General features: G+C 74.0%; 18 protein-coding genes. 4 read left to right on the forward strand and 14 right to left on the reverse strand.

Annotated features, from left to right (window positions below; all coding sequences use genetic code 11):
• Nucleotides 1-10 precede the first annotated feature (10 nt).
• The 3 genes from KBX06_RS20145 to KBX06_RS20155 are packed head-to-tail and all read right to left on the reverse strand — an operon-like array spanning nucleotide 11 to nucleotide 3841.
• Complete coding sequence (locus tag KBX06_RS20145; RefSeq protein WP_210837402.1) at nucleotides 11-850, reverse strand: 2-amino-5-chlorophenol 1,6-dioxygenase subunit alpha; 840 nt, start codon at nucleotides 848-850, stop codon at nucleotides 11-13.
• The gene (locus KBX06_RS20150; RefSeq protein ID WP_210837404.1) at nucleotides 843-1826 is read right to left on the reverse strand and encodes a tRNA U-34 5-methylaminomethyl-2-thiouridine biosynthesis protein; all 984 of its coding nucleotides are present in this window, start codon (nucleotides 1824-1826) and stop codon (nucleotides 843-845) included. The genes KBX06_RS20145 and KBX06_RS20150 overlap by 8 nt, the downstream gene beginning before the upstream one ends.
• Nucleotides 1823-3841 carry a hydantoinase B/oxoprolinase family protein gene (locus KBX06_RS20155; RefSeq protein ID WP_210837406.1) on the reverse strand — a complete coding sequence of 673 codons (2019 nt, stop codon included), beginning with the start codon at nucleotides 3839-3841 and terminating at the stop codon, nucleotides 1823-1825. Before KBX06_RS20155 ends, KBX06_RS20150 begins: the two co-directional genes overlap by 4 nt.
• A 151-nt stretch (nucleotides 3842-3992) precedes the next feature.
• On the opposite strand from KBX06_RS20155, the gene KBX06_RS20160 reads away from it, so the two are divergent.
• Entirely contained in the window at nucleotides 3993-4817 is an 825-nt protein-coding gene (locus tag KBX06_RS20160; RefSeq protein WP_210837408.1) for an IclR family transcriptional regulator, read from the forward strand.
• 85 nt (nucleotides 4818-4902) lie between these two features.
• Here KBX06_RS20160 and KBX06_RS28520 read toward each other — a convergent pair whose 3' ends face one another.
• The 8 genes from KBX06_RS28520 to KBX06_RS20200 are packed head-to-tail and all read right to left on the reverse strand — an operon-like array spanning nucleotide 4903 to nucleotide 14917.
• A complete protein-coding gene (locus KBX06_RS28520; RefSeq protein ID WP_210837410.1) occupies nucleotides 4903-6522 on the reverse strand; it encodes a thiamine pyrophosphate-binding protein in 1620 nt (539 codons plus the stop codon).
• Entirely contained in the window at nucleotides 6519-7280 is a 762-nt protein-coding gene (locus KBX06_RS20170) for an enoyl-CoA hydratase/isomerase family protein (protein WP_247686285.1), read from the reverse strand. Before KBX06_RS20170 ends, KBX06_RS28520 begins: the two co-directional genes overlap by 4 nt.
• Complete coding sequence (purB, locus tag KBX06_RS20175) at nucleotides 7277-8635, reverse strand: adenylosuccinate lyase (RefSeq protein ID WP_210837412.1); 1359 nt, start codon at nucleotides 8633-8635, stop codon at nucleotides 7277-7279. Before purB ends, KBX06_RS20170 begins: the two co-directional genes overlap by 4 nt.
• On the reverse strand, nucleotides 8635-10215 hold the full coding sequence (locus KBX06_RS20180) for a class I adenylate-forming enzyme family protein (protein ID WP_210837414.1): 1581 nt from the start codon (nucleotides 10213-10215) through the stop codon (nucleotides 8635-8637). Before KBX06_RS20180 ends, purB begins: the two co-directional genes overlap by 1 nt.
• A 3-nt stretch (nucleotides 10216-10218) precedes the next feature.
• On the reverse strand, nucleotides 10219-12228 hold the full coding sequence (locus KBX06_RS20185; RefSeq protein WP_210837416.1) for a hydantoinase/oxoprolinase family protein: 2010 nt from the start codon (nucleotides 12226-12228) through the stop codon (nucleotides 10219-10221).
• 54 nt (nucleotides 12229-12282) lie between these two features.
• Nucleotides 12283-13110 (reverse strand): ABC transporter permease, encoded by an 828-nt coding sequence (locus KBX06_RS20190; protein ID WP_210837417.1) that lies wholly within the window; start codon nucleotides 13108-13110, stop codon nucleotides 12283-12285.
• Complete coding sequence (locus KBX06_RS20195) at nucleotides 13107-14000, reverse strand: ABC transporter ATP-binding protein (protein ID WP_210837419.1); 894 nt, start codon at nucleotides 13998-14000, stop codon at nucleotides 13107-13109. The genes KBX06_RS20190 and KBX06_RS20195 overlap by 4 nt, the downstream gene beginning before the upstream one ends.
• Nucleotides 13997-14917 carry an ABC transporter substrate-binding protein gene (locus KBX06_RS20200; protein ID WP_307854691.1) on the reverse strand — a complete coding sequence of 307 codons (921 nt, stop codon included), beginning with the start codon at nucleotides 14915-14917 and terminating at the stop codon, nucleotides 13997-13999. The genes KBX06_RS20195 and KBX06_RS20200 overlap by 4 nt, the downstream gene beginning before the upstream one ends.
• A 396-nt stretch (nucleotides 14918-15313) precedes the next feature.
• Here KBX06_RS20200 and KBX06_RS20205 point away from each other — a divergent pair, with 396 nt between their 5' ends.
• A complete protein-coding gene (locus KBX06_RS20205) occupies nucleotides 15314-16165 on the forward strand; it encodes a MaoC/PaaZ C-terminal domain-containing protein (protein ID WP_210837423.1) in 852 nt (283 codons plus the stop codon).
• 111 nt (nucleotides 16166-16276) lie between these two features.
• Here KBX06_RS20205 and KBX06_RS20210 read toward each other — a convergent pair whose 3' ends face one another.
• The 3 genes from KBX06_RS20210 to KBX06_RS20220 form a co-directional block, all read right to left on the reverse strand.
• Complete coding sequence (locus KBX06_RS20210) at nucleotides 16277-17569, reverse strand: sigma-70 family RNA polymerase sigma factor (RefSeq protein ID WP_307854692.1); 1293 nt, start codon at nucleotides 17567-17569, stop codon at nucleotides 16277-16279.
• Nucleotides 17570-17574: 5 nt separating this feature from the next.
• Nucleotides 17575-17916: a YciI family protein gene (locus KBX06_RS20215; RefSeq protein WP_247686324.1), complete on the reverse strand. Its 342-nt coding sequence runs from the start codon at nucleotides 17914-17916 to the stop codon at nucleotides 17575-17577.
• Between the two features lie 191 nt (nucleotides 17917-18107).
• Nucleotides 18108-20054: a SpoIIE family protein phosphatase gene (locus KBX06_RS20220; protein ID WP_210837427.1), complete on the reverse strand. Its 1947-nt coding sequence runs from the start codon at nucleotides 20052-20054 to the stop codon at nucleotides 18108-18110.
• Between the two features lie 301 nt (nucleotides 20055-20355).
• Between KBX06_RS20220 and KBX06_RS20225 the strand changes: the two genes are divergently transcribed.
• Nucleotides 20356-21471 (forward strand): DUF4185 domain-containing protein, encoded by a 1116-nt coding sequence (locus KBX06_RS20225; RefSeq protein ID WP_210837462.1) that lies wholly within the window; start codon nucleotides 20356-20358, stop codon nucleotides 21469-21471.
• 447 nt (nucleotides 21472-21918) lie between these two features.
• On the forward strand, nucleotides 21919-22273 hold a 355-nt coding region (locus KBX06_RS20230; protein WP_210837429.1), incomplete at its 3' end, for an endo-1,4-beta-xylanase.

Here is a 22273-nt window from a genome sequence, read left to right on the forward strand (position 1 = left end):
TCGGCTTCGGTCAGGGACGCTCGGGCAGGTTCCAGGACAGGACGGCCGCGCCGGTGCCCCAGATCGGGCCGTACGCGTGCAGTTGCGCCGGGCCGCTCGCGGCGCCGGTGCCGGCGGCGAAGGCGAGGGCCCGGAACTGGCTGTCGGCCTGCGCCTGCCGGGCGTAGTCCTCGCGGACGGCGAGCGCCTCGTCGACCTTGCCGGCGGTGAGCAGGTCGAGTACGCGTGTGTTCCACTGCTCGTGCGCGGGGGTGGCGATGTGGTCCTGCCCGGGCTCGATCCACTGTTGGATGAGTCCGGAGGACAGGCCGCTCACCACGACCACGGCGGCGCGGACCCCGGCGTCGCGGGCGGCGGCGGCACCGGCCCGGCCGACGTCGGCGACGGTGTCGGCGTCCGCGTACAGGTTGCAGGAGACCTGCGCCCAGCGCAGCTTGTGCTCCGGGTCGAGCAGCGCCGAGGTGACGATGGTGCCGGCGTCGATCGGGAATCCCTCGTAGCGGGTGCGGCGGGCCTGTTTGCCGTCGGCCCGCACCCGGTCGGCCCACCGTTCGCTGAACTCCACGTCGAAGCGCAGGTCATAGCGGAGCAGGCCGTAGTCGTAGGCGTACCAGTTCTCGTCGACGTGTTCGCCGCGCGGGTTCGGGTCGCACTGGAACTGGTGGCCGAGGACGGTGAACCACTGGGTGGACAGCAGCAGGACGACGTCCGGCTCCAGCCGGCGCAGCCGCTCGCCCACGTCGCGCGCCGCCGTGGCCAGCGCCGCCCAGCTCGGTGCGGGGTCCTTCGCCAGCAGGTGGGGCATGCCGGGCAGGAGCGCCCCGGCGACGATTCCGGTCCGGTCAGCCATGAGGGCTCCCCTCGGGCAGCCACTCGACGACGGCGTTGCCGGTGCCGATGATCGTGCCGTAGCCGAGCACGTCTCCGGCGACCTTGGGCCAGCCCATCGCGGCGAGCAGCCAGGTGAGGCTGCCGGCCTTCGTCTCCGACGCGGTCGCCTCGATGTGTTCGGTGATGAGTTCCCGCAGCGGGGCGGTCGGCCCCCGGCGGATGGCTTCGAGCAGCTTCATGTCCCACCGGTACTGGTGGTTGTTGTACGGGTGTTCGCGTTCCATGTCCTCCGGCAGCTCCGGCTCCTCGTGCCAGTGCAGGTGCGACAGGGAGTTGGAGGCGAGTAGCACGGCGCGGCGGCCGGTGGCCTCGACGGCGCGGCGGGTGGCCTCGCCGAGCACCTCCATCTCCTCCAGGGACGCGTCGGAGTAGAAGTACGGGTTGTTGTTCGCCGACAGGGACACCACGGGGATGTCCCAGGCGGGGTTGACCAGGTGCAGCGCGCCGATGGTGGCGTAGTCGACGCGTACCCGGGGGTCGCGCAGGGTGCGGGTGACCAGGCCGAGGCCGCTGGCCTCGTCGGCGATGGCCTCGCCGAGTTCGACGTCGGTACGGAAGTCGTACCGGTAGCGGAACAGGTGCGGGAAGATCGGCTCGACGGAGATGCCGCGCGGGTTCGGCACGCAGTTGACGTGGTGGCCGACCATTGTGATCCAGTGCGGGGCGTGCACGATCAGCACGTCGGGGCGGTGCACCTCCTGGATGCGCCGGCGCAGCCGCTCGTAGGCCCAGCGCAGGGTCTCCCAGCCGCCGGTGGAGCGGGGCTCGTTCTGCGGCGGGTTCTCCGCGTAGATCAGGTGGGGCGGGTGCGGGCTGAGGCAGCCGGCGACGATGCCGGCCCGGCCCGGGGTGGGCTGCGGGGCCGGGGCGGTGCCGGCGCCGCCACCGGTGCGGGGCCGGGTGGTCGCCACCGGCACCCGGAAGACCCGGCTCATGACCGCCCCTGCCCGGTGAGGACGCGCACGTACGCGCGGTGCTCGGCGGTGGCGCCGAGGATCCGCATCCCGTCGTCGTCGAGGGCTATCTCGTCGGCGGCGAGGGCGGCGTCGTGCCGCAGCCAGGCCCGCAGTGGCGCCGGGTGTACGCCGTGCAGCTCGACGAGGCTCTCCTCGGCCAGGCCGCTGCCGGGCGCGACGTAGGCCAGCCGGCGCTGGCCGCGTCGCCCGGTGTAGGCGGGTCGGTCGATGGTGGCCAGGCGCAGCCAGTTCCGCTCGGCGCGCAGCCGCTGGCGCTGCTCGGCGGTGGCGGCGCGGTCGGCCTCGCCGGCGGCGTCGAGGACCACGCCGTAGCGCTGGCGGGCCTCGTCGCCGGTCAGGTAGTCCTGGCGGACGTCCTCGGCGACGGCTTCGGGCGCGCGGTCCAGCGGGTCGCCCCAGCCGCCGCCCCCGGCGGACTCCATGACCAGCACGTCACCGGAGCGCATGGGGAAACCGGCGATCTTGCCGGGGGTGTCGAAGTCGACCCGTCGGCCGTCGGCGCGGCGCAGGTGGGTGACCGTCGGGGCGCCGGGGCCGCCGTGGCGCAGCCCGTACGGGGGCACGGTGGTGCGGTCGGTCTGCACCGAGTACGACCCGCCGCTGGCCAGCAGCCGGGTCTCCCGCCGGCTGCCCAGGCCGCCCCGGTGCGTACCGTCGCCGCAGGAGGCGGCGCGCAGCTCGCAGGCCTCGACCAGGATCGGGATCTCGGTCTCCAGCCGCTCGACCGACTGGATGGTGGAGATGTCGCCGAGGTCGACCGGGTTCATCGCGCTGGGTCCGTCGGATTCGAGGAACCCGCCGTTGCCGCCGGCCGGGTAGTCGTAGTAGAGGTAGGGCTGACCGGTGTGCTCGTCCACGCCGCCGATGAGGTTCTGGAAGGTGGTGCCGAACTGGTCGGCGGCGATGAGGTCGGGGGCGACCTGGCTCAGCGCGGCCATCACCGCGGAGATGACCCGCTTGCGGACCTCGCTGTGGGCGTTGGCCGGGGCCGGGTAGCTGACGTGCACCACCGTGCCGGGCTCGGTGAGCACCCGCAGCGGCCGGAAAGCGCCGTGGTTGACCAGCCCACCGGGGTCGAGGGCGGACTTGACCGCGATGAACACCCCGGCGACGGTCATCGCCCGCGACGAGTTGACCACGGCGGCGACCTGGGTGGAGGAGCCCCGGAAGTCGGCTTCGATCTCGTCGCCGTCGACGGTCAGCCGGCAGCGTACGATCGCGGCGTCGTAGTCGCCGTCGGTGTAGAGGTCGAGGTAGTCCTCGTAGCGGTAGGTGCCGTCGGGCAGCGACCGGATCATGTCGCGCAGCCGCTGCTCGGTACGGTCCATGTTGGCCGCGACGCAGTCGAGGATCAGCCCGGTGCCCCAGCGGTCGACGAGTTCCCGCAGCCGGCGCTGCGCGGTGTGGCAGGCGGCGATGCTGGATTCGAGGTCGCCGCGGCGTTCCTCGGCCATCCGGACGTTGGCGAAGAGGATGTCGAAGGCGGCCCGGTTGGGTCGGCCCTCCTCGATCAGCCTGATCGGCGGGATCCGCAGCCCCTCCTGGAGGATCTCGGTGGCCTGGCCGGACACGCTGCCGGGGGTCATGCCGCCGATGTCGGCCCAGTGCATCCGGACGCAGGGGAAGAGGAACATCTGCCCGTCGACGAAGACCGGGCTGATCAGGGTGACGTCGTTGAGGTGGCTGCCGCCCCGGTACGGGTCGTTGACGATGTAGAGGTCGCCGGGGCGCATCTCGGCGGCGAAGTCGGCGAAGATCTCGGCCACCGAGGCGGGCATGGCGATGACGTGTCCCGGCATGTCGCGGCCCTGGGCGACCATCTGCCCGGCGGGGTCGAACAGTGCGCAGGAGAAGTCCTGGGCGTCGGCGATCACCGGCGAGTGCGCCGTACGGAAGATCGTCTGTCGCATCTCGCGGACGATGGAGATGAGACTCTCGGTGACGACTTCCAGGTCGATCGGATTCACAGTCATGCGGATGCCTCACTGATTTCCGGTGTCGGTCCGGGTCTGCCGCCGGAGGGACCTGGGCTGGTCGGGGCGAGTGGACCACCGTACGTTGGACCATCATGTGGTCCTAGAGTTATATTGTGAAACCTAGCAGCCGGAAAGGCAGGGAAGCAAGATGTCGCACGCCACTGACCCGACGCCCGACGAGGTCGTCGCCCCCCGCGAGTCGGGCACCCAGGCGCTGGACCGCGCCCTGGGCGTGCTGCTGGCCTTCCGGGGTGACGCCGTCGAGCGCAAGGTCAGCGACGTCAGCCGCGAGCTGGGCCTGCACAAGTCCACGGCCAGCCGGCTGTTCCGCGCCCTGGCCGACGCCGGCTTCCTGCACCGCAACGAGGAGAACGGCACCTACCGCCTCGGCGTCGCGGTCTTCGAGCTGGGCGCCCGCTTCCTCGCCGGCATCGACCTGCACGCGCTGGCCCGTCCGCTGCTGCACCAGCTCGCCGAGCGGGAGGGCGAGAGCGTCAACCTCGCCGTCCTGGAGGGCTCCGACGCCATCTCGCTCTACGTCGTGCAGGGCACCCGCAACGTGCAGCTCGTCTCCCGGCTCGGCCGGCGCATCCCCCTGTGGTGCAGCGCGGCCGGCAAGGCCCTGCTCGTCGACCACGACGACGACGCCCTGCGCGCCCTGCTCGCCACCGTGCCGTTCACGGCGCTGACCAGCAACACCATCACCGACCCGGACACCTTCGTGGCGCACATGGCCACCGTGCGGCGGCAGGGCTGGGCGCTCAACGACCAGGAGAGCGAACACGGGCTGCGGGTGGTGGCCGCCCCGGTGCGCGACCGGCACGACCGGGTGACCGCCGCGATCAGCATCTCCGGGCCGATCTTCCGGCTGGACGACACCCGCACCCGCGAGCTCGCCGACGCCGCCTGCCGCACCGCCGCCGAACTGTCCCGGCAGCTCGGCCACGGCTTCGGCGACCGGTGGGGCGACTGACCGCGCCGCCCACGGACCGGTCACCGCGGGCCCCCGCCACCGCGCCGGCACCGCGTCCGGTGCCGGCGAGGCGGGACGTACGCCGTCAGAACCGCTCCTGGATGACCTCGGGCAGGACCCGCACGTGCAGCACCGCCGGCCCGGTCACCGGCAGCACCGCGTCGAAGGCCGCCTCGGCGCTCGCCTCGTCGGTGACCGTCCACGCCGGCACGCCCAGGGACCGGGCCACCGCCGCCAGGTCCCGCGCCGGGAACCGGGCCAGCGCCGGGTCGACCCCGCGCGGGGCGAACTTGCGCACCTCCGCGCCGTAGCCGCCGTCGTCGAGGACCACCAGCAGCACGGGCACCCCGACCCGGGCGAGCGTGTCCAGCTCACCCAGGCCGGTGAGCAGGCTGCCGTCGCCCTCGAAGGCCACCACCGGCCGGTCCGGTCGGCCCACGCCGGCCCCGACGGCGTACGGCAGGCCGACCCCGATGCTGCCGAACTCCCAGGGGGCGATGAACGCGCGGTCCACGGCCGACGAGTCGAGCAGCAGGTTCGGCCAGCCGCCGAACTGCCCCACGCCGACCACGGTGGTGCGCCGGGCGGGCAGCCGCCGGGCGCAGACCCGCATGAACGCCCGGGGGTCGATCCCCGCCGCCCCCTCGACGAACTCGATGCCGTCGAACGGGTCGGCCGCGGCGATCTCCGCGGCCAGGGCCGGGCTGCGCCACTCCGGGCGCTCGAGCGGGACGAGCCGGGCCGTCACGGCTCGCGCGGTGACCGCCGCGTCCCCGACGATCCCCAGGTCGACCGGCCACCGCGCGCCCAGTGCCCGCGCGTCGACGTCGACCGCGACCACCCGCGCCCCGGGAAACAGCGCGCCGTGGTCGGCCGTCCACCGGTTGAGTCCGGCGCCGAAGGTGACCACCAGGTCCGCCTCGGCCAGCACCCGCCGGGTCAGCGGGCGGGCCAGTCCCCCGGCGACCCCCAGGTGGTACGGGTGGCCAGCGAAGAGCCCGGCGGCCAGCACGGTGGTGGCGAGCACCGCGCCGCACCAGTCGGCCAGCCGGCGTACGTCCTCGACCGCCGCCTCGGCGCCCCGCCCGGCCAGCAGCACCGGGCGGCGGGCGGCGGCCAGCAGGCCGACGAGCTCGACGACCGCCGCGTCGGTCGGCGCCGGCGACGCGGACCGGTACGCGACGACGGCCGGCGGGGGCACGGCGCCGGCCGGCACCGGCTCGTCCTGGAGGTCGATGGGGACGTCGAGGACCACCGGGCCGGGCCCCTCCCAGGCGGCCCGGAACGCCAGGGCGACGTCGCGGGCGGCGGTGGCCGGGGCCGTCACGGGCACGAACGCCCCGGCGGTGGCCAGCGCGAACGGCTGCTGCGGGAAGCTCTGCACGTGCAGCGGGTCGCCGGGCGGGGTGTCGCCGGCGATCAGGACCAGCGGCGTGCCGGCCTGCCGGGCGATGGTCAGCGCGGACCCGGCGACCGCCAGACCCGGGCCCTGGGTCACGGTGACGACGCCGCACCGGCCGGTGGCGCGGGCCCAGCCGTCGGCCATCATCACCGCGGCGTTCTCGTTGCGGGCCGCCACGAACCGGACGCCGTGGCGCTGGACCAGGTCCGCGACCAGGAACATGTTCGCGTCGCCGAGCAGCCCGAAGATGGTGTCGACCCCGTGCGCCACGACGGCGTCGGCGATCGCCTCGCCGGCCCTCACCGGTCGTCCCGGGTCAGGTAGTCGCCGGCGGGGCGCAGCGCCACGCTGAGCGCGCCGAGGTAGGAGTCGTTGGCGGCGGCCTCGAACCGGGGCCCGGCCAGGCGGGCGGCCCGCTTGGTCATCGACCGCCCGACAGCGGAGGTGGCCAGCAGCCGCTCGGCGAGGCCGGTCGCGGCGTCGGCGAGCCGCCCCGGGTCCACCACCTCGGTCACCAGTCTCAGCCCGAGCAGCTCGTCGGCGGGGATCCGCTCGCCGAGCAGCAGCCAGCGCTTGGCCAGGTCGGCGCCGACGAGGTCGGCGAGGATCGCCATGCCGCTCCAGGTCAGCGGGATGCCGAAGCCCACCTCCGGGAAGGTCGCGAAGCAGGTGTCGGCGGCCACCCGCAGGTCGCTGGCCAGGCCGAGCACCGCCCCGGAGCCGATGGCCGGGCCGTTGAACGCCGCGACGGTGCTCTGCTCCAGCCGGTACCAGCGTTCGACCAGCTCGGCGGTGCGGCGCTGCACCGACATCGTGGCCCGGGCGTCGAGGGTGGCCAGCTCGTGCAGGTCGGTGCCGGCGCAGAACGCGCTGCCCGCGCCCGTGAGCACGACGACCTCGGTGCGGTCGTCGCGGGACAGCTCGTGCAGCACGTCCTCGAAGCGGGCGAGCATCGACAGGTCGAAGCTGTTGCGCCGGGCGGGCCGGTTCAGCGTCACCCGGGCCAGTCGGCCGTCGCGGTGCAGCAGCACGGACTCCTCGGCGCGGTGTGCGTCGGTCATGGGGACTCCGAATTCAGTAGGGCGCGGTCGACCAGCGCGGCGGCGTGGCCGACGTACGACAGCGGGTCCAGCAGGCCGGCGAGTTCCACCGGGGGCAGGGCGGCGGCCACCTCGGGGTCGGCGCGCAGCGCCTCGGCGAACGGGCGGCCCTGATCGAGGCTGTCGCGCACGATGCGCATGACCAGGTGGTGGGCCTGTTCCCGGCCGAGCGGGCCGGCCAGGCGCAGCATCACCGCCTCGGAGAGCACGAGCCCGCCGGTGAGGTCGAGGTTGGCGCGCATCCGCTCGGGGTTGACCCCGAGGTCGCCGAAGACGTCGACGAGTCGCTGCAACGCGCCGCCCAGCAGGATGAAGCACTCGGGCAGCAGCTTCCACAGCGTCATCCCGACGCCCATGTCCCGGTCGTCCTGGGCGACCATGGTCTGCAACGCCAGGGGCACCTGGGCCCGCAGGGTGCCGGCGGCGGCGATCACCGCCTCGCAGCGGATCGGGTTGCGCTTGTGGGGCATGGTGCTGCTGCCGACCTGGGTGGCCCGTTGCGACTCGTACGCCTCGCCGACCTCGGTGCGGCCGAGGAAGTAGACCTCCCGGGCCAGCTTCTCGGCGCTGGCCGCGACGAGGCCGAAGACCATCAGGCACTCGGCGAAGCGGTCCTGGGTGGCGTGCCAGGGGGTGGCGGCGACGCCGAGCCCCAGGTCGGCGGCGACCGCCTGCTCCAGCGCGAACGCCTGCGCGCCGTAGCCGGCCATCGTGCCGGCCGCGCCGCCCATGCTCGTCACCAGCAGCCGCTGCCGCAGTTGCCGCAGCCGGACGCGGTGGCGTTGCAGCTCGTCCTGCCACACCGCGCAACGCAGGCCGAACGTGGTCGGCAGCGCCTGCTGCCCGTGGGTGCGGGCGGCCATCGGGGTGGCGCGGTGGCGCAGCGCCAGCCGACGCAGTGTGCGGACCAGCTCGTCGACCTGCCGTTGCACGACGTCCAGGCCGTCGCGGGCGCGCAGGACGAAGCCGGTGTCCATCACGTCCTGGGTGGTGGCGCCGAGGTGGACGTAGCGGCCGGCGTCGCCGGGGCAGGCGGCGGTGAGCGCCCGCACCAGCGGCACCAGGGGGTGCACGGTGTCGGCGGCGTCGGCGGCGAGCACCGCCGTGTCGAGCCGCTCGACGTGGGCCGCCTCGGTGATCGCCTGCGCGGCGGCGGACGGGATGATGCCCAGTTTCGCCTGGCCCCGGGCGAGGGCGGCCTCGACGTCGAGCCAGGACTGCATGAGCTGCCGGTCGTTGAAGACCCCGCGCATCTCGGCGTTTCCGAAGAAGCTGGTGACGGTGAGCGAGTCCAGGAAACACGAGCCGAGCTGCATCAGCGTTCCTCCCCCGAGTCGACGAGCAGGTCCCGCGCGGCCCGCCGGTCGACCTTCCCCGACGGCAGCAGCGGCAGGTCGGCGACCGTACGGATCAGGGTCGGCACCTTGTGCCGGGCCAGCCGTCGCGTGGCGGTGCGGGTGAGCCGGTCGGCGTCGCAGCGCCCGCCGGGGACGGTCACGACCAGGGCCGCGACCTCCTCCCCCCAGCGCGGCGACGGCACGCCGAGCACGCACACCCGGGCCACGGCCGGGTCGTCGGCGAGCACGGCCTCGACCTCGGCGGGGTGCACGTTCTCGCCGCCGCGGATGATCAGTTCCTTGATCCGGCCGGCCAGGGTGAGGATCCGGTCGCCGGTCAGCGCGCCCAGGTCGCCGGTGCGCAGCCAGCCGTCGCTGGTGATCGCGGCGGCGGTGGTGGTCGGGTCGTCGGCGTAGCCGCGGGTGACCGAGTCTCCGCGTACCAGCAGCTCACCGACCTGCCCGGCGGGCACCGGGGCACCGGTGGCGGGGTCGACGACGGTGGCCTGAAGGGCCGGCAGGACGCGTCCGACGGTGTGCCCGGGTGCCCCGCAGGTTCCGTCGCCGGGGTCCAGGCTGATCGTCGGGCCGGCCTCGGTCTGGCCGTAGACGACCGCCACCCGGTCCAGGCCGAGCACCCGGCGGGTGCGGGTGAGCAGGGCCGGGGTGCAGGTGGCGCCGCCGAGGAAGCCGACCCGCAACGACGACAGGTCCCAGCGGCCCGGGTCCCCCTCGACGCGGTCGGCGAGCATCGACGCCATGGTGGGTACGGCCTGCACCACCGTGCACGCGTGCCGCTCGATCTGGTCGAGCACCGGCTCGGTGCGGAACCTGCGGGTCGACACCCACAGCGCGCCGGTCACCAGTGCCAGCATCGCCCCGCTGCCGAGCCCCGCCGCGTGGGCCAGCGGCAGCGGCGAGGCGATCCGGTCGTCGGCGCGCAGCCGGGCCGCCTCGGCCGTCCAGGCCGCGTTGGCCAGCAGGTTGCCGGCGCTGAGCGACACCATCTTGGCCGGGCCGGTGGAGCCGGAGGTGAACTGGATGTTGCAGGCGGCGTCCGGGTCACCGACGGGCGGCGGGACCGGGTCGTCCCAGCCGGGCAGCCCCGCCAGCGCCGCCGCTGACAGGTCCGCGCCGAGGACGTGCCAGCCGTCCGGACGCTCGCCGGGCGGCAGCGCCGCCAGGGCCTCGGTGACGGTGGGCGGGCCGGGCCGGTCGCGGATCCGCTCGGCGGCGTACAGCCGCCGCGGCCGGCTGCGGACCAGCGCCGAGGTCAGCTCCGGCCCGGTGAGGCCGGGGTGCAGGGTGGTCAGGGCGGCGCCCCGCCAGGCCGCGGCGGCCAGCAGCACCAGCCAGGCGAGCCCGTTCTCGGCCCAGACGGCGATCCGGTCGCCGCGGCCGACGCCCTGGGCCGCCAGGACGGCCGCCGCCCGGCCGGCGAGGTCGGCGAACTCACCCGTGGTCACCGGCCGGTCCGGGTCGTCGAAGACGTACAGGGCGCGGTCGGGCTGCCGGGCGGCGCGCTCCAGCACGGTGCGGTCGAGAGCTGGCGGGGTCACGGATCACTCCTTGGTCAGCAGCAGGTTTCCGTGGTCGTCGACCGTGGCGGTCCACCCGCCGCCGACGACGGTGGTGCTGCCGTTCTCCCGCACGACGGCGGGACCGGCGACGGCGCAGTCCGGCCCCAGGTCGGCGCGGCGCCACACGGTCGCCTCGACCCAGCCGCCCGTGCGGTAGAGGCGGGTCCGGCCGGGCTCCGCCGGGCCGCCGGCCGGAGCGGCGAAACGTACGGCCGGGCGGGGCCCGAACGCGGTGAGCCGGCAGTTGACGATCTCGGCGGGATGGTCGGAGCGGGTGTAGGCGTACCGCTCGGCGTAGGCGGCGTGGAAGGCCGCCACCAGCTCGTCGGCGCTGTCCGGCAACTCGGGCAGGGCGACGGCGAGGTCGAAGCTCTGCCCCCGGAACCGCATGCCGACCGACAGGCCGAAGCTGACCTGGTCGGGCTCGACGCCGTCCTCGGCCTTGAGCTGGGCCAGGGCGGCGTCGCGCAGGTCGGCCAGGGCCGCCCGGGCGGCCGCCAGGCCGTCGTCGTCGGCGGGCACCAGCACGGTACGCACGTAGTCGTGTCGGGCCTGGGCGGTGACGAAGCCGAGCGCGGAGAAGTTGCCCGGCACCGGTGGGACCAGGACCCGGCGGATGCCGAGTTCGTCGGCGAGGTCGGTGGCGTGCATCGGGCCGGCGCCGCCGAAGGGCATCAGCACGAAGTCGCGCGGGTCGTGGCCGCACGCCACGGAGATCTCCTTGATCGCGCTGGTCATCTTGACCGTGGCGAGGGTGAGGATGCCGCGCGCCAGCTCCAGCTCGTCGAGGCCGAACGTGCCGGCCAGCCCGGCCAGGGCGGTGCGGGCGGCGTCGAGGTCGAGCGGCACCTCCCCGCCCAGGCTCTCGCTCGGGTCGAGGTGGCCGACGAGCAGGTGCGCGTCGGTGGTGGTCGGCTCGGTGCCGCCGCGGCCGTAGGCGGCCGGGCCGGGCGTCGAGCCGGCGCTGCGCGGTCCGACCCGCAGTTCCCCGCCCCGGTCGCGCCAGGCGATCGAGCCGCCGCCGGCGCCGATGGTGTTGATCTCGACCTGGAAGGTCCGGTTCGGGTAGCCGGCGATCTTCCCGTCGTTGGTCATCAACGGGCTGCCGTTCTTGACCAGGCAGACGTCCGTGCTGGTGCCGCCGATGTCGCAGGTGATGACGTTCGGATAGCCGGCGAGCGAGGCCAGGTGCACGGTGGCGGCGACCCCGCCGGCGGGCCCGGAGAGCGCCAGGTTGATCGGCAGCCGCCCGGCCTCGTCGGTGGAGACGACACCGCCGCTGCTCGTCATGATCGACAAGGGGTGGGCGTACCCGCCGTCGGCGAGGGCGTCGCCGAGGCCGCGCAGGTAGTCGGCGACGGTCGCCCGAACGCTGGCGTTGAGCACGGTGGTGGCGAAGCGCTCGTACTCGCCCTGCTCCGGCACCACGTCCGAGGAGACGGTGCAGACCAGGTCGGGGTGCCGCTCCGCCAGCCGCCGCGCCGCGGCCCGCTCGTGGGCGGGATTGCGGTACGAGTGCAGCAGGCAGACCGCCACCGCCCGGGGTCCGGCGGCGGCCACCCGGTCGAGTGCCTCGTCCAACTCGTCGGCGTCCAGCGGCCGTACGACGCTGCCGTCGGCGGCGATGCGCTCGCGCAGCACGTGCCGGTGCCGGCGCGCGACGAGCGGCGGCCGGGCGCTCTCCTTGACGCTGTAGAGGCGGGGCCGGTGTCCGAGGCCCATCTCCAGCACGTCCCGGAAGCCCTCGGTGGCCAGTACGGCCACCGGCTCGCCGGAGCCTTCGAGCAGCGCGTTGGTCACCCGGGTGGTGCCGTGCACGAACCGGTCGACCGTGCCCAGGCTGACGCCGAGCTTGGCCAGGCCCTCGAAGATCGCCGCCGCGGGGTCGTGCGGGGTGGAGAGGGTCTTGGCCTCGGCGAGCCGGGCGGTTGCCGGCTCGTAGACGATGACGTCGGTGAAGGTGCCACCGATGTCGACGCCGATGCAGAGCATGGCGAGCCTTTCGGGTAGGGGTGGATGGCGTCGGCGACGGGCGGGAGCGGATCGCTAGAACGTCACGCCGTAGCGGCGCAGGGTCCGGCCCGTGACCAGCCGCAGGATCCAGTCGAAGAGGTAGCCGAGCAGGCCCAGGGCGATGATGCCCACGAAGACCCATTCCGTCTTGGCGTAGTTGCGGGCCGTCCAGATCAGCGATCCCAGGCCGCTCTGGGCGGCGACGATCTCGGCGGAGACGATCGTCAGGAACGAGTTGCCCATCGCCAGGCGCGCGCCGGTGACCACGTGCGGCACCGTCGACGGCAGCACGACCGAGACCAGGCTGCGTACCGGGCCGGCGCCGAGCGCGCGGGCCGCCCGCATCCGGATCTCGTTGACCGACAGCACCCCGGCCAGGGTGTTGAGGGCGACGATGAAGACGGTGGTGTAGAAGATCAGCGCCACCTTCGACGCCTCCCCCGGCCCGAGCCAGATGATGGCCAGGGTGACGAAGGCGATCGGCGGCACGAAGCGGAAGAACTGGATGTACGGGTCGAGCATCAGCCGCAGCCAGGGGATGCAGCCCATCAGCAGGCCCATCGGCACGCCGACGAGCACCCCGAGCAGCCAGCCGGTGAGGATGCGGGTCGAGGACGCGCTGACCGAGTCCCACAGGGTGCCGTCGCGGACGAGTTCGACCGCGCCTTCGAGGGTGAGCCGCGGCGAGGGCAGGAAGAAGGCGGTGTAGTTGCGGCTGACCAGGTCCCAGATCAGCACGCCGAGCAGCACCGACAGGACCGACAGCCCGATCCGGGTCAGCCGGGCCCAGCGGTTGCGGCGGGGTGCGCTCGGCGCCGACGCCCGGGTGCGGTCGGGGACGGTGGGTGCCTCGACGGTCATCGCGCCTCCGTCCGTTCGCCGCCCGGGTGGCCGGTGCCGGGCCGGCCGTCGTGACCGTCGTCCAGGCCCTGGGCGCGCAGCGTCCGGGCCACCTCGGCGCCGATGTCCTCACGCAGCTCGCGGAAGAGCGCCGCGCAGGCCGGGTCGGTCAGGTCCCGGGGCCGGGGCAGGTCGCAGCGGTAGTCCTTCTTGATCGCCGCCGACGGGCCCGCGGTCATCGTGACGATCCGGTCGCCGAGCAGGATCGCCTCGCCGATGTCGTGGGTGACGAAGACGATGGTGGCGCCGGTCTCGCGCCAGATCCGGTCGAGTTCGACCTGCATCACCAGCCGGGTCTGAGCGTCCAGCGCGCCGAACGGCTCGTCCATCAGCACGACCGAGGGGTCGTTGGCCAGGACCCGGGCCAGCTGGGCCCGCTGGCGCATGCCGCCGGAGAGCTGGTCGGGGAACCGCTCGGCGCTGTGCGCGAGGCCGACCATCGCCAGGTACCGCTCGACGACCGCGTCGCGCTGTGCCTTCGGCACGCCGCGCATCTGCGGCCCGAAGGCGACGTTCTGCCGTACGGTCAGCCAGGGGAACAGCGCCTCGGCGCTCTGGAAGACCACGCCCCGCGCCACGTCCGGCCCGGTCACCTGCTCGTCGCCGCAGGTCACCTCGCCGGCCGCCGGGCGGACGAACCCGGCGACCGCGTTGAGCAGCGTGGACTTGCCGCAGCCGCTCGGGCCGAGCAGGCAGACCAGCTCGCCGGCGGCGATGTCGAGGCTCGCGCCGCGGACGGCGACGAACTCGCCGAAGCTGATGTCGACGTCGCGGATGCGGATCGGGGCGCCGGCCCGGCTGGCGGGCGGGCCGGCGCGGGTGGGGACGGGGGCGGTGTCGTCGACTGTCACGCCACCCCCTTGACCATGACGGTCGCCGGGTCGGCCTTCTGGGTGACGATCTTGCTGTCCTGCTGGAACTGGGCGATCTCGCCGTAGCGCTTGAGGTCGTCGTCGGTGAAGTCGCGGACCTGGCACTGGACGCCCTCCAGCAGCTTCTGCGCCTCGGCCGCCGGCACCTTGATGGCCTTCTCGGTGGCCGTGCCCGCCTTGGCCGGGTCCTCGGTGATCTGCTCGCACGCCTCGCCGATGGTCTGGACGACCTTCTTCGCGGCGTCCTTGTTGGCCTCGTACCAGGCGCCGTCGACGCCGATCACCAGGTTGTAGACGTAGCCGATGTCGCCACTGGTCAGCAGCACCTTGCCGCCGTTGGCGACGCCGCGCGAGGGCCACGGCTCCCACATGATGTAGCCGTCCACGTCGCCGCGTTGCAGCAGGGCCGGCATCTCGGCGGGAGAGGCGTTGACGAACTCGACGGACTCCCGGCTGATGCCGCGCGCGGCGAGGACCTTGTTGGTGGCGTACTCGTTGACCGTGCCGGGGACGACGCCGTACTTCTTGATGCCGGCCACGTCGTCGACGCCGGAGCGCGCCACGAGCTTGATGAAGCTGGGCGACTGCGAGAAGACGGCCAAGCCCTTGACGTCCCCCCGGGTGGCCCGGTTGAGCAGGCTCGACTCGGTGCTCGCGGTGACCTGGCCCTGCTTGGCCAGGATCGCGTCGAGGCCGCCGGTGCCCTCCTGGTACTGGGTGACGGTGACGTTCAGGCCGTTGGCCTGGAACAGCTTCTCCTGGTTGGCGAGGTAGATCGGGGAGTACGCCGGGTCGACGCCCACGCCGAAGTTGATCGCGACCGAAGGGGTCGCGTCGTCGCCACCGGACTCGGTCGGGCTCTGGTTCTCCGCGCATGCCGCAACGGCGGAAGTCACCAGCAGGGCTGCTACCGCAGCTCGCAATGCTCGCATTCTCATGGCTACCCCAGATCACCTAGCGGCTCATATTATGGTTACCGTTGCTTAATATGGGACGCTACTGCCGGACGGAGGGCTCAGTCAAGAGATTCGGTCTCACCTTCCTGCAACAGACAGTAGCCGTCGGTCATCGCCAGTCGACGGATCGAAAAGGCGACCACAAATCGGGAGTCCGATGAAAACGCTGGACAAAGGGCCCGATGCGGCCCGGCCCAACCCGCCAGGTACCGGACGAACGACGAAACTGACTACATTCCGTAGTCGCGTGAGCGACAACGGCGGTCGGCTCGTCGACGACGGGACGCGGCGTCCTCACCCGGCGACGACGCGCGAGGCACGCGCGACACCGCCGCGATGAGCGCGGCGAGGCACGGGCACCCGCTGCGGGCACTCGTCGGGTTGCGTACGTCGCTGCACCGGGCGTGGAGCCCGACCGAGGCGATCCTCTACGCCCTCGGGGTCGGCGCGGGACAGCACGACCCGGCCGCGGAGCTGCGCTTCACCACCGAGAACTCCACCGGCCACCCGCAGCGGGTGCTGCCGACCTTCGCCAGCGTGCTCGCCGCCGACCCGCCGCCCCTGGGCGACCTCACCGTGATCCGGCACGCGGAGGAGGCGGTCACCCTGTTCCGTCCGCTGCCCCCGGCCGGGCGGGTGCACACCACCGCAGCCGTGACCGCCCTGCACGACCAGGGCAGCGGCGCCCTGGTCCAGCAGGTCTCCCGGCTGCGCGACCCGGCCGGAACCACGGTGGCCGTCGTACGCCGGGCCATGTTCGTCATCGGCGCCGGCGGCTTCGGTGGCCGCCGCGCCCGGTCCGCTCCCTGGCGCGCGCCGGCCGGCCCGCCCGGGCACCGGATCGTCGCCACCGTCCGCCCGGACCAGGCGCTGCTCTACCGGCTCAGCGGCGACCGCAACCCGCTGCACTCCGATCCGGCCGTCGCCGGCCGGGCCGGGCTGCCCCGCCCGATCCTGCACGGCCTGTGCACCTTCGGCTTCGCCGGCCGGCTCCTGCTGCCCCTGGTCGGCGACGACCCGGCGCGCGTGCGGCACGTCCGGGCCCGCTTCAACGCCCCGCTGCACCCCGGCGACACCCTGACCGTGCACGCCTGGCGGCGCCCGTACGGCGTGGTCTTCCGCGTCAGCGAAGGGACCGGACGGATCGTCCTGGACCGGGGCGTGCTGGCGGTCGCCGCCGCCCGGTGACCGCCCTGCCGGTCCGGCCGGACGGCGCGCGGGTCCACCGACGCCGCGCGACCACCCGGTCGGCGGACGCTGCGACGTCCGGCGGGCCGCCGACACCGTGGCCGGATGCCGTCACGTCCCCGACGCGCCGGGCTGCCCGGTGGTGTCCAGCCTGCGGCGCAGCAGGGCCCGCTCGGGCCCGGTGCCGGCCAGGGCGAGCGCCTTCCGGTACGCCTCGGCGGCCTCGGCGTGCCGGCCGAGGCGGTTCAGCAGGTCGCCCCGGGCGGCCGGGTACGGGTGGTGGCCCCGCAGCAGCGGCTCGTCGGCGAGCTCGTCCAGCAGGGCCAGGCCCGCCTCCGGGCCGTCGCGCATCGCCACGGCGGCGGCCCGGTTGAGCGCGACGACCGGGGACGGTGCGAGGGCGAGCAGCACGTCGTAGAGCGCGACGATCTGCGGCCAGTCGGTGGTGGCGAGGTCCGCCGCCTCGACGTGCAGGGCGGCGATCGCGGCCTGCACGCCGTACGGGCCGGGCGGGCCGCCGGTCAGCGCCACGGGCACCAGGTCGAGGCCCTCGGCGATCATCGGACGGTCCCAGCGGCCACGGTCCTGCTCGTCGAGCAGCAGCAGCTCGTCGTCGGAACCGGTGCGGGCGGCGCGGCGGGCGTGCACGAGCAGCATGAGCGCGAGCAGCCCGGCGACCTCCCGCTGGGCGGGCAGCAGCCGGCGCAGGATCCGGGCCAGCCGGATGGCCTCCTCGGCGAGGTCGAGCCGTTGCAGGCGCGGGCCCCCGCTGGCCGCGTAGCCCTCGGTGAAGATCGAGTACACCGCCTGGAGCACTCCCGGCAGCCGCTCCGGCAGCTCGCCCGCGTCCGGCACCCGGAACGGGATCCGGGCCCCGTGGATCTTCTTCTTCGCCCGGGTGATCCGCTTGGCCATCGTCTCCGTCGGCACCAGGAAGGCGCGGGCCACCTCGGGCGTGGTGAGGCCGGCCAGATAGCGCAGGGTCAACGCCCCGCGGTCCTCGGCCGCGAGCGCGGGATGCGCACAGGTGAAGAAGAGCTGGAGCCGCTCGTCCGGCAGCTCACCACCCGCCCCGGCGGCGGGGGCGGCCTCGGCCCGGTCCGCCTCCGCCTGGAGGACGGCCAGCCGCGCGGCGAGGGTCTGGTCCCGGCGCAGCCGGTCGACGGCCCGGCGCCGCGCCGTGGTCATCAGCCAGGCGCCCGGGCGGGGCGGGACGCCGTCGACCGGCCATCGCGTCAGCGCCGCCTCGACGGCTTCGGAGGTGACCTCCTCGGCCAGGTCGAGGTCGCCGAAGCGGCGGACGAGGGCCGCCAGCAGCCGGCCGTGTTCCTCGCGGAACACCGCCTCCACGACCGCCGACGGCGCCTCGTCCGTCCCCCCGTTGCCGGTGGGCGTCTCGCCCACCGCGCTCAGCCCGCGAACTCGGCGACCGGCCGGACCACGACGGAGCCGCCCCCGCGTGCGCCGGGGCAGCGCGCCGCCCAGTCGAGCGCGACGTCGAGGTCCGGCACGTCGATCACGTAGAAACCGCCGAGGATCTCGCGGGTCTCCGCGAACGGCCCGTCCGTGACGGTCCGCCGGCCGTCCGGGGCGACCCGGACCGTGGTGGCGGTGACCAGGTCCGCCAGCGACTCGCCGGAGACCAGGATCCCCGCCTCGCGCACCTGCTTGTCGTACGCCATCCAGTCACCGACGTCGCAGCCGTCGGCGCCGCCGTCCGCGTCGACCGCCCCGGCGTTGATGAGCAACATGTACTTCACGATGAACTCCCCTCCGTGTCGCGTCACCCTGCCGTGCCGGGCGACGCCGTACGACATCACTACGGACGGGGTACGGCCGATTGGACACCCGCCCGGGTTTCTTCTCCGCGACGGATCCGACGCGGACCCGGCTCCGGTGACCGCGCCGGGGCCCCCGGCGGTGGCGACCGCTCCCGCCCAATCTACTGGCGCGGCCGGTCGTGGTTTCCGTTCGCGGAGTCCGCCGGCAGGAGGTGACGCAGCCCGGTCAGTTCCAGTACGGCGTGGGCCGGGCTCTGCGGGGTGGCGGTGACGCGCAGGCCGGCGATGATCCGTGCGACCTCGTGCAGGATCCGTACGCCGGTGCTGCTCAGGTGGGTGACCGGGGTGAGGTCGATGGTCAGCGGCAGGCTGCCGCCGCGGCTGGCCTGCATGATCGCGGCACGTAGCGCGGGGCCGGTGAGCAGGTCCACCGGCCCCCGCACCCGCAGCCGGCGGCCCGCCGGTGTCTCGGTGACGGTGACCGTGAACTCCTCGACGACGGTGGCCTGCTTGTGGGGGCCGGCAGCCTGGGCGGCGGCCACGGTGGTGACGTTGGTGGCCTGGCCGATGCGGTGGTGCAGGCTGACGGTGGTGCCGGCCCGGGTGTGCCGGACCTCCGCGTGGTCGACGAGTCCGCGGATCATCGTCAGTCCACGGCCGCGACCGCCCGGATCGGCGACCGGTGGGCGCCACCGCCCCTGGTCGGCGCAGGTGAGGTGCACGACGCCCTGATCGTCCAGCGTGCCGTGCAGCGTGAACGTCCCTGGCGGACCGCCGGGATAGGCGTGGTCGATGGCGTTGGTGACGGCCTCCCCGGCGGCGTGGACGAGGTCGCTCGCGTCGGAGCCGCTGGCCCCGATCCGGGTGAGCCAGTCGTCGAGGTGTCGGCGCATCGGGCGCAGCGCCGTCGTCTCGGCGGGCAGGGTCACGTGCAGGGGTGCGACGGGCTCGGCCAGGAGGTGGGCGGCGAGGAGCGTGGTGTCGTCGCCGAAGCCACCGCCGGCCAGGGCGAGACGCTCCGTGACCAGGGTGCAGACCCGATCGGGCAGCCGCTGCGGGACGGTCGTGGCCTCGTGCAGTGTCGCCCGCCGAGCTGACGCCGCGGCGGCGGCCAGGATGCGGTTGCCGTCGTGCAGGCTCTGCCGGGGTCGTTCGATCAGCCCGTCGGTGTAGAGCAGCAGGATGTCGTCGGCCCGTAGCCGGCAGGTGTGGACCGGGGCGGGGCGGGCTCCGGTGCCCAGGGGCCCCGCGGGCGTCAGCGGCAGGTAGCGGCCGTCGCCGGTGGCGCCGAGGACCAGCGGCGCGGGGTGTGCGTGGCTGGCCGCCTCGAGCGTCCCGGTGCCCGGATCGAGGATCGCGAGGCAGGTGGTGGCCGCCCGGGTCGCGGGGGTGCGGGCCGCGAAGTCGTCCAGGGCGGCCAGCACCTGCGGCAGGCCGCCGCCCGACTGCAACGCCTGCCGGGCGACCGTACGGAGCTGGCCCATGGCCGCCGCGGCCGCGGCGCCGTGCCCGACGACGTCGCCGACGGTCAGCGCGAGCCGCCCGTCCGGCAGGGGAACCGCGTCGAACCAGTCCCCGCCGGCGACGAGGTCGCTGCTCGCCACGAGGTAGTGCGCGGCGACCTGGACGCGCGCCAGGACGGGCAGCATGTCGGGCAGGAGGCTGCGTTGCAGTTCCAGGACCAGGCCGGCGGCCTGCCGGTAGCGGCGTTCGGAGGTGGCGGCGGCGACCTCGGCGGCCTGCCGGGCGGCCACCACACCGGTGGCGTCGACGGCCTGCACGATCACCCCGCGTACCGAGCCGTCGGGGTTGCGCCAGGGCGCCATGTCGAACGTGTAGAAGGCCTCCGTCAGCCTGCCGTCGCCGTCGCGGTCGGTCAGGACGCGCTGCTCGTAGCCGTGCGAACGGACGCCGCGCAGGGCCTGGTCGAGCAGTTCGAAGATGTGCTGGCCGGCGAGTTCGGGCACCGCCCGCCGGAAGGGCTCGCCGAGCAGGTCGCTGCGGTTGCCGACGGCGGCGCGTACGGCCGGGTTCGCGGCCACCACGCGCAGCTCGGGGCCCTCGAAGATCCACACGAATCCGGGCAGTTGCTCGAATCCGTCGAGCACCGCCTGCGGATCACCGGAAGACCAGCGTGTATGCGGATCGGCCACAGACGCTTACCCCTCACCCGTGCGCACCAGCAGCACCCTGTCATGCCCGCAACCCGCCCGTCCAATCCGCCGGGGGCGACTTCGCGCTCGACGGGCCGGGCGGACCGGACCGGGTGACGGGTCGGGGCGGGCAGTTATTGACCATGCCGGGCGGATGGCCGTAGGTTCCAGCCACGCATCGACACCGGTAATTGGATGCGGCCGCATCCGATCCCCCACGTCGGTGACCCTCCGAACCCTCGCGACAAGGACGGTCATCATGATCACCCGCCGCTCCCTGCTCGGCACGGTGGCCGCGGCCGGCGTGGCCACGGCCGTCGCGCCGGCCCTCGCCCCCGGCCCGGCCCGCGCCGCGTCCTGGAAGAAGCGACTCACGGGCGCCGACCTCGACACCAACCACCGGTGGCGGGTCGCGGGCACCGACCTCGGCATCCCGTACGTGCTGGAGAACGGCTCGATCGGCTATCTGTTCGGCGACACGTTCGACACCCCGTGGCCCGAGGGCCCGCCGGTGCCCAACGACTGGCGCTCGCCGGTCATGCTGCGCTCCGCCGTGCACCCCGGCGCCGCCGGCGGCATCGTCTTCGACAGCGCCGCCCGCGTCGCGGGCAACGGCCGGGCTCCGGAGCTGATGCACAACGGCCACCACGGGGTGGGCATCGACGGCCTGTGGGAGGTGACCGTCATCCCCAACGACGGTATCGCCTTCCCCGAGACCGGCCGCCAGCTCGTGTCGTACATGAGCATCGAGAACTGGCACTCCGCCGGCCCGGCCGGGCCGGACTGGCGGTCGCGCTACGCCGGGCTCGCCTACAGCGACAACGGCAACGACTTCGTCCGTACGCCACTGAAGTGGTGGAACGACGCCGCCAACACCGATCCGTTCCAGATGTGGACGATGCAGCGCGACGGGGACTGGGTGTACGTCTTCTCCGTACGCGCCGGCCGCCAGCACGGGCCGATGATGCTGCGCCGGGTCCGCTGGGACCGGCTGTTCTTCCCCGAGTCGTACGAGGGCTGGGGCTTCAACGGCAGCAACTGGGGCTGGGGGCGCCCGTGCACGCCCATCCTCACCGGCCGCTTCGGCGAGCCCTCGGTGCGACGCCTCGCCGACGGCACCTGGGTGATGTCGTACCTCAACTGCGCCACCGGCTGCATCGTCACCCGTACGGCGGACGGGCCGGACCGGATCTGGACGGCCGAACGGATCCAGGTCACCTCCTGGCAGGAACCCGGCCTCTACGGCGGCTTCGTCCACCCGTGGTCGAGCCGGCGGGCCAACGACCTGCACCTGATGGTCTCGAAGTGGACCAGGACGCCCGACAACCGCAGCACCGCCTACCACGTCAGCCAGTTCGTCGGATCGGCGTAGACCGGCCTCCCGCACCACCCGCTCGCGCACCGACGGGCTCCCGGGCGGCCAGGAACTCGCGGTTCACGGCCGCCGGCACCGGAGGCCGGGGGCGGCGCCCATCCGACAACGCCCCGACGTGTTACGGAAGCACGCCGAAAAATCCGGTCGACGGACACTCACACCGATCGCGCGAAGATCGGTGCGGGTGTCCGTCTTCTTGCTCGCCTCTTCGTTGACCTGCCATACGATGCGCACCTGTCGAGCCGGGACGCTCCTTAGCTATCGTTAGTTTTCCGGAAATTGTTGCGGGTAAATGTATCGCGCTGCCATACTCCACATCCATCAGGGTCGATGATGGTGGCCGCAGCCCCTGCGGTGCGGCCCGCCGGGCGGCCCCGATCCGGCACACCCCCACCACACCGGCCCGCCACCGACGGTGCGGACCGGCCCCCGGAAGGAGCAGCAATGACCGAGAGGTGCCACCGGGACACCCGACCGAGATCACGCTCGCGCGCACGCGCGGCCATCGCCGTCGCCGCCGTGGGACTGCTCGCGGCGACCGGCGCCATGGTCCTGCCCGGCGCGGCGAGCGCCGGGACCACCCTGGGCGCGTCGGCGGCGGAACGCGGCCGCTACTTCGGCGCCGCCGTCGCCGCCAACAAGCTCAGCGACAGCACCTACGTCACGATCCTCAACCGGGAGTTCAACAGTGTGACTCCCGAGAACGAGATGAAGATCGACGCGACCGAGCCGCAGCAGAACCAGTTCACCTTCGGCAACGCCGACCGGATCGTCAACCACGCCCTCGGCCGGGGGATGA

It is taken from the genome of Micromonospora sp. C31 (genome assembly GCF_018070575.1).
Classification (GTDB): domain Bacteria; phylum Actinomycetota; class Actinomycetes; order Mycobacteriales; family Micromonosporaceae; genus Micromonospora.

Excerpts from the sequence above, each read along its gene's own strand:
- KBX06_RS20205 (WP_210837423.1), top strand. The coding sequence starts at position 15,314 with ATGAGCGCGGCGAGGCACGGGCACCCGCTGCGGGCACTCGTCGGGTTG.
- KBX06_RS20150 (WP_210837404.1), bottom strand. The coding sequence starts at position 1,826 with ATGAGCCGGGTCTTCCGGGTGCCGGTGGCGACCACCCGGCCCCGCACC.
- KBX06_RS20215 (WP_247686324.1), bottom strand. The coding sequence starts at position 17,916 with ATGTTGCTCATCAACGCCGGGGCGGTCGACGCGGACGGCGGCGCCGAC.
- purB (WP_210837412.1), bottom strand. The coding sequence starts at position 8,635 with ATGCAGCTCGGCTCGTGTTTCCTGGACTCGCTCACCGTCACCAGCTTC.
- KBX06_RS20190 (WP_210837417.1), bottom strand. The coding sequence starts at position 13,110 with ATGACCGTCGAGGCACCCACCGTCCCCGACCGCACCCGGGCGTCGGCG.
- KBX06_RS20145 (WP_210837402.1), bottom strand. The coding sequence starts at position 850 with ATGGCTGACCGGACCGGAATCGTCGCCGGGGCGCTCCTGCCCGGCATG.
- KBX06_RS20160 (WP_210837408.1), top strand. The coding sequence starts at position 3,993 with ATGTCGCACGCCACTGACCCGACGCCCGACGAGGTCGTCGCCCCCCGC.
- KBX06_RS20185 (WP_210837416.1), bottom strand. The coding sequence starts at position 12,228 with ATGCTCTGCATCGGCGTCGACATCGGTGGCACCTTCACCGACGTCATC.
- KBX06_RS20155 (WP_210837406.1), bottom strand. The coding sequence starts at position 3,841 with ATGACTGTGAATCCGATCGACCTGGAAGTCGTCACCGAGAGTCTCATC.
- KBX06_RS20170 (WP_247686285.1), bottom strand. The coding sequence starts at position 7,280 with ATGACCGACGCACACCGCGCCGAGGAGTCCGTGCTGCTGCACCGCGAC.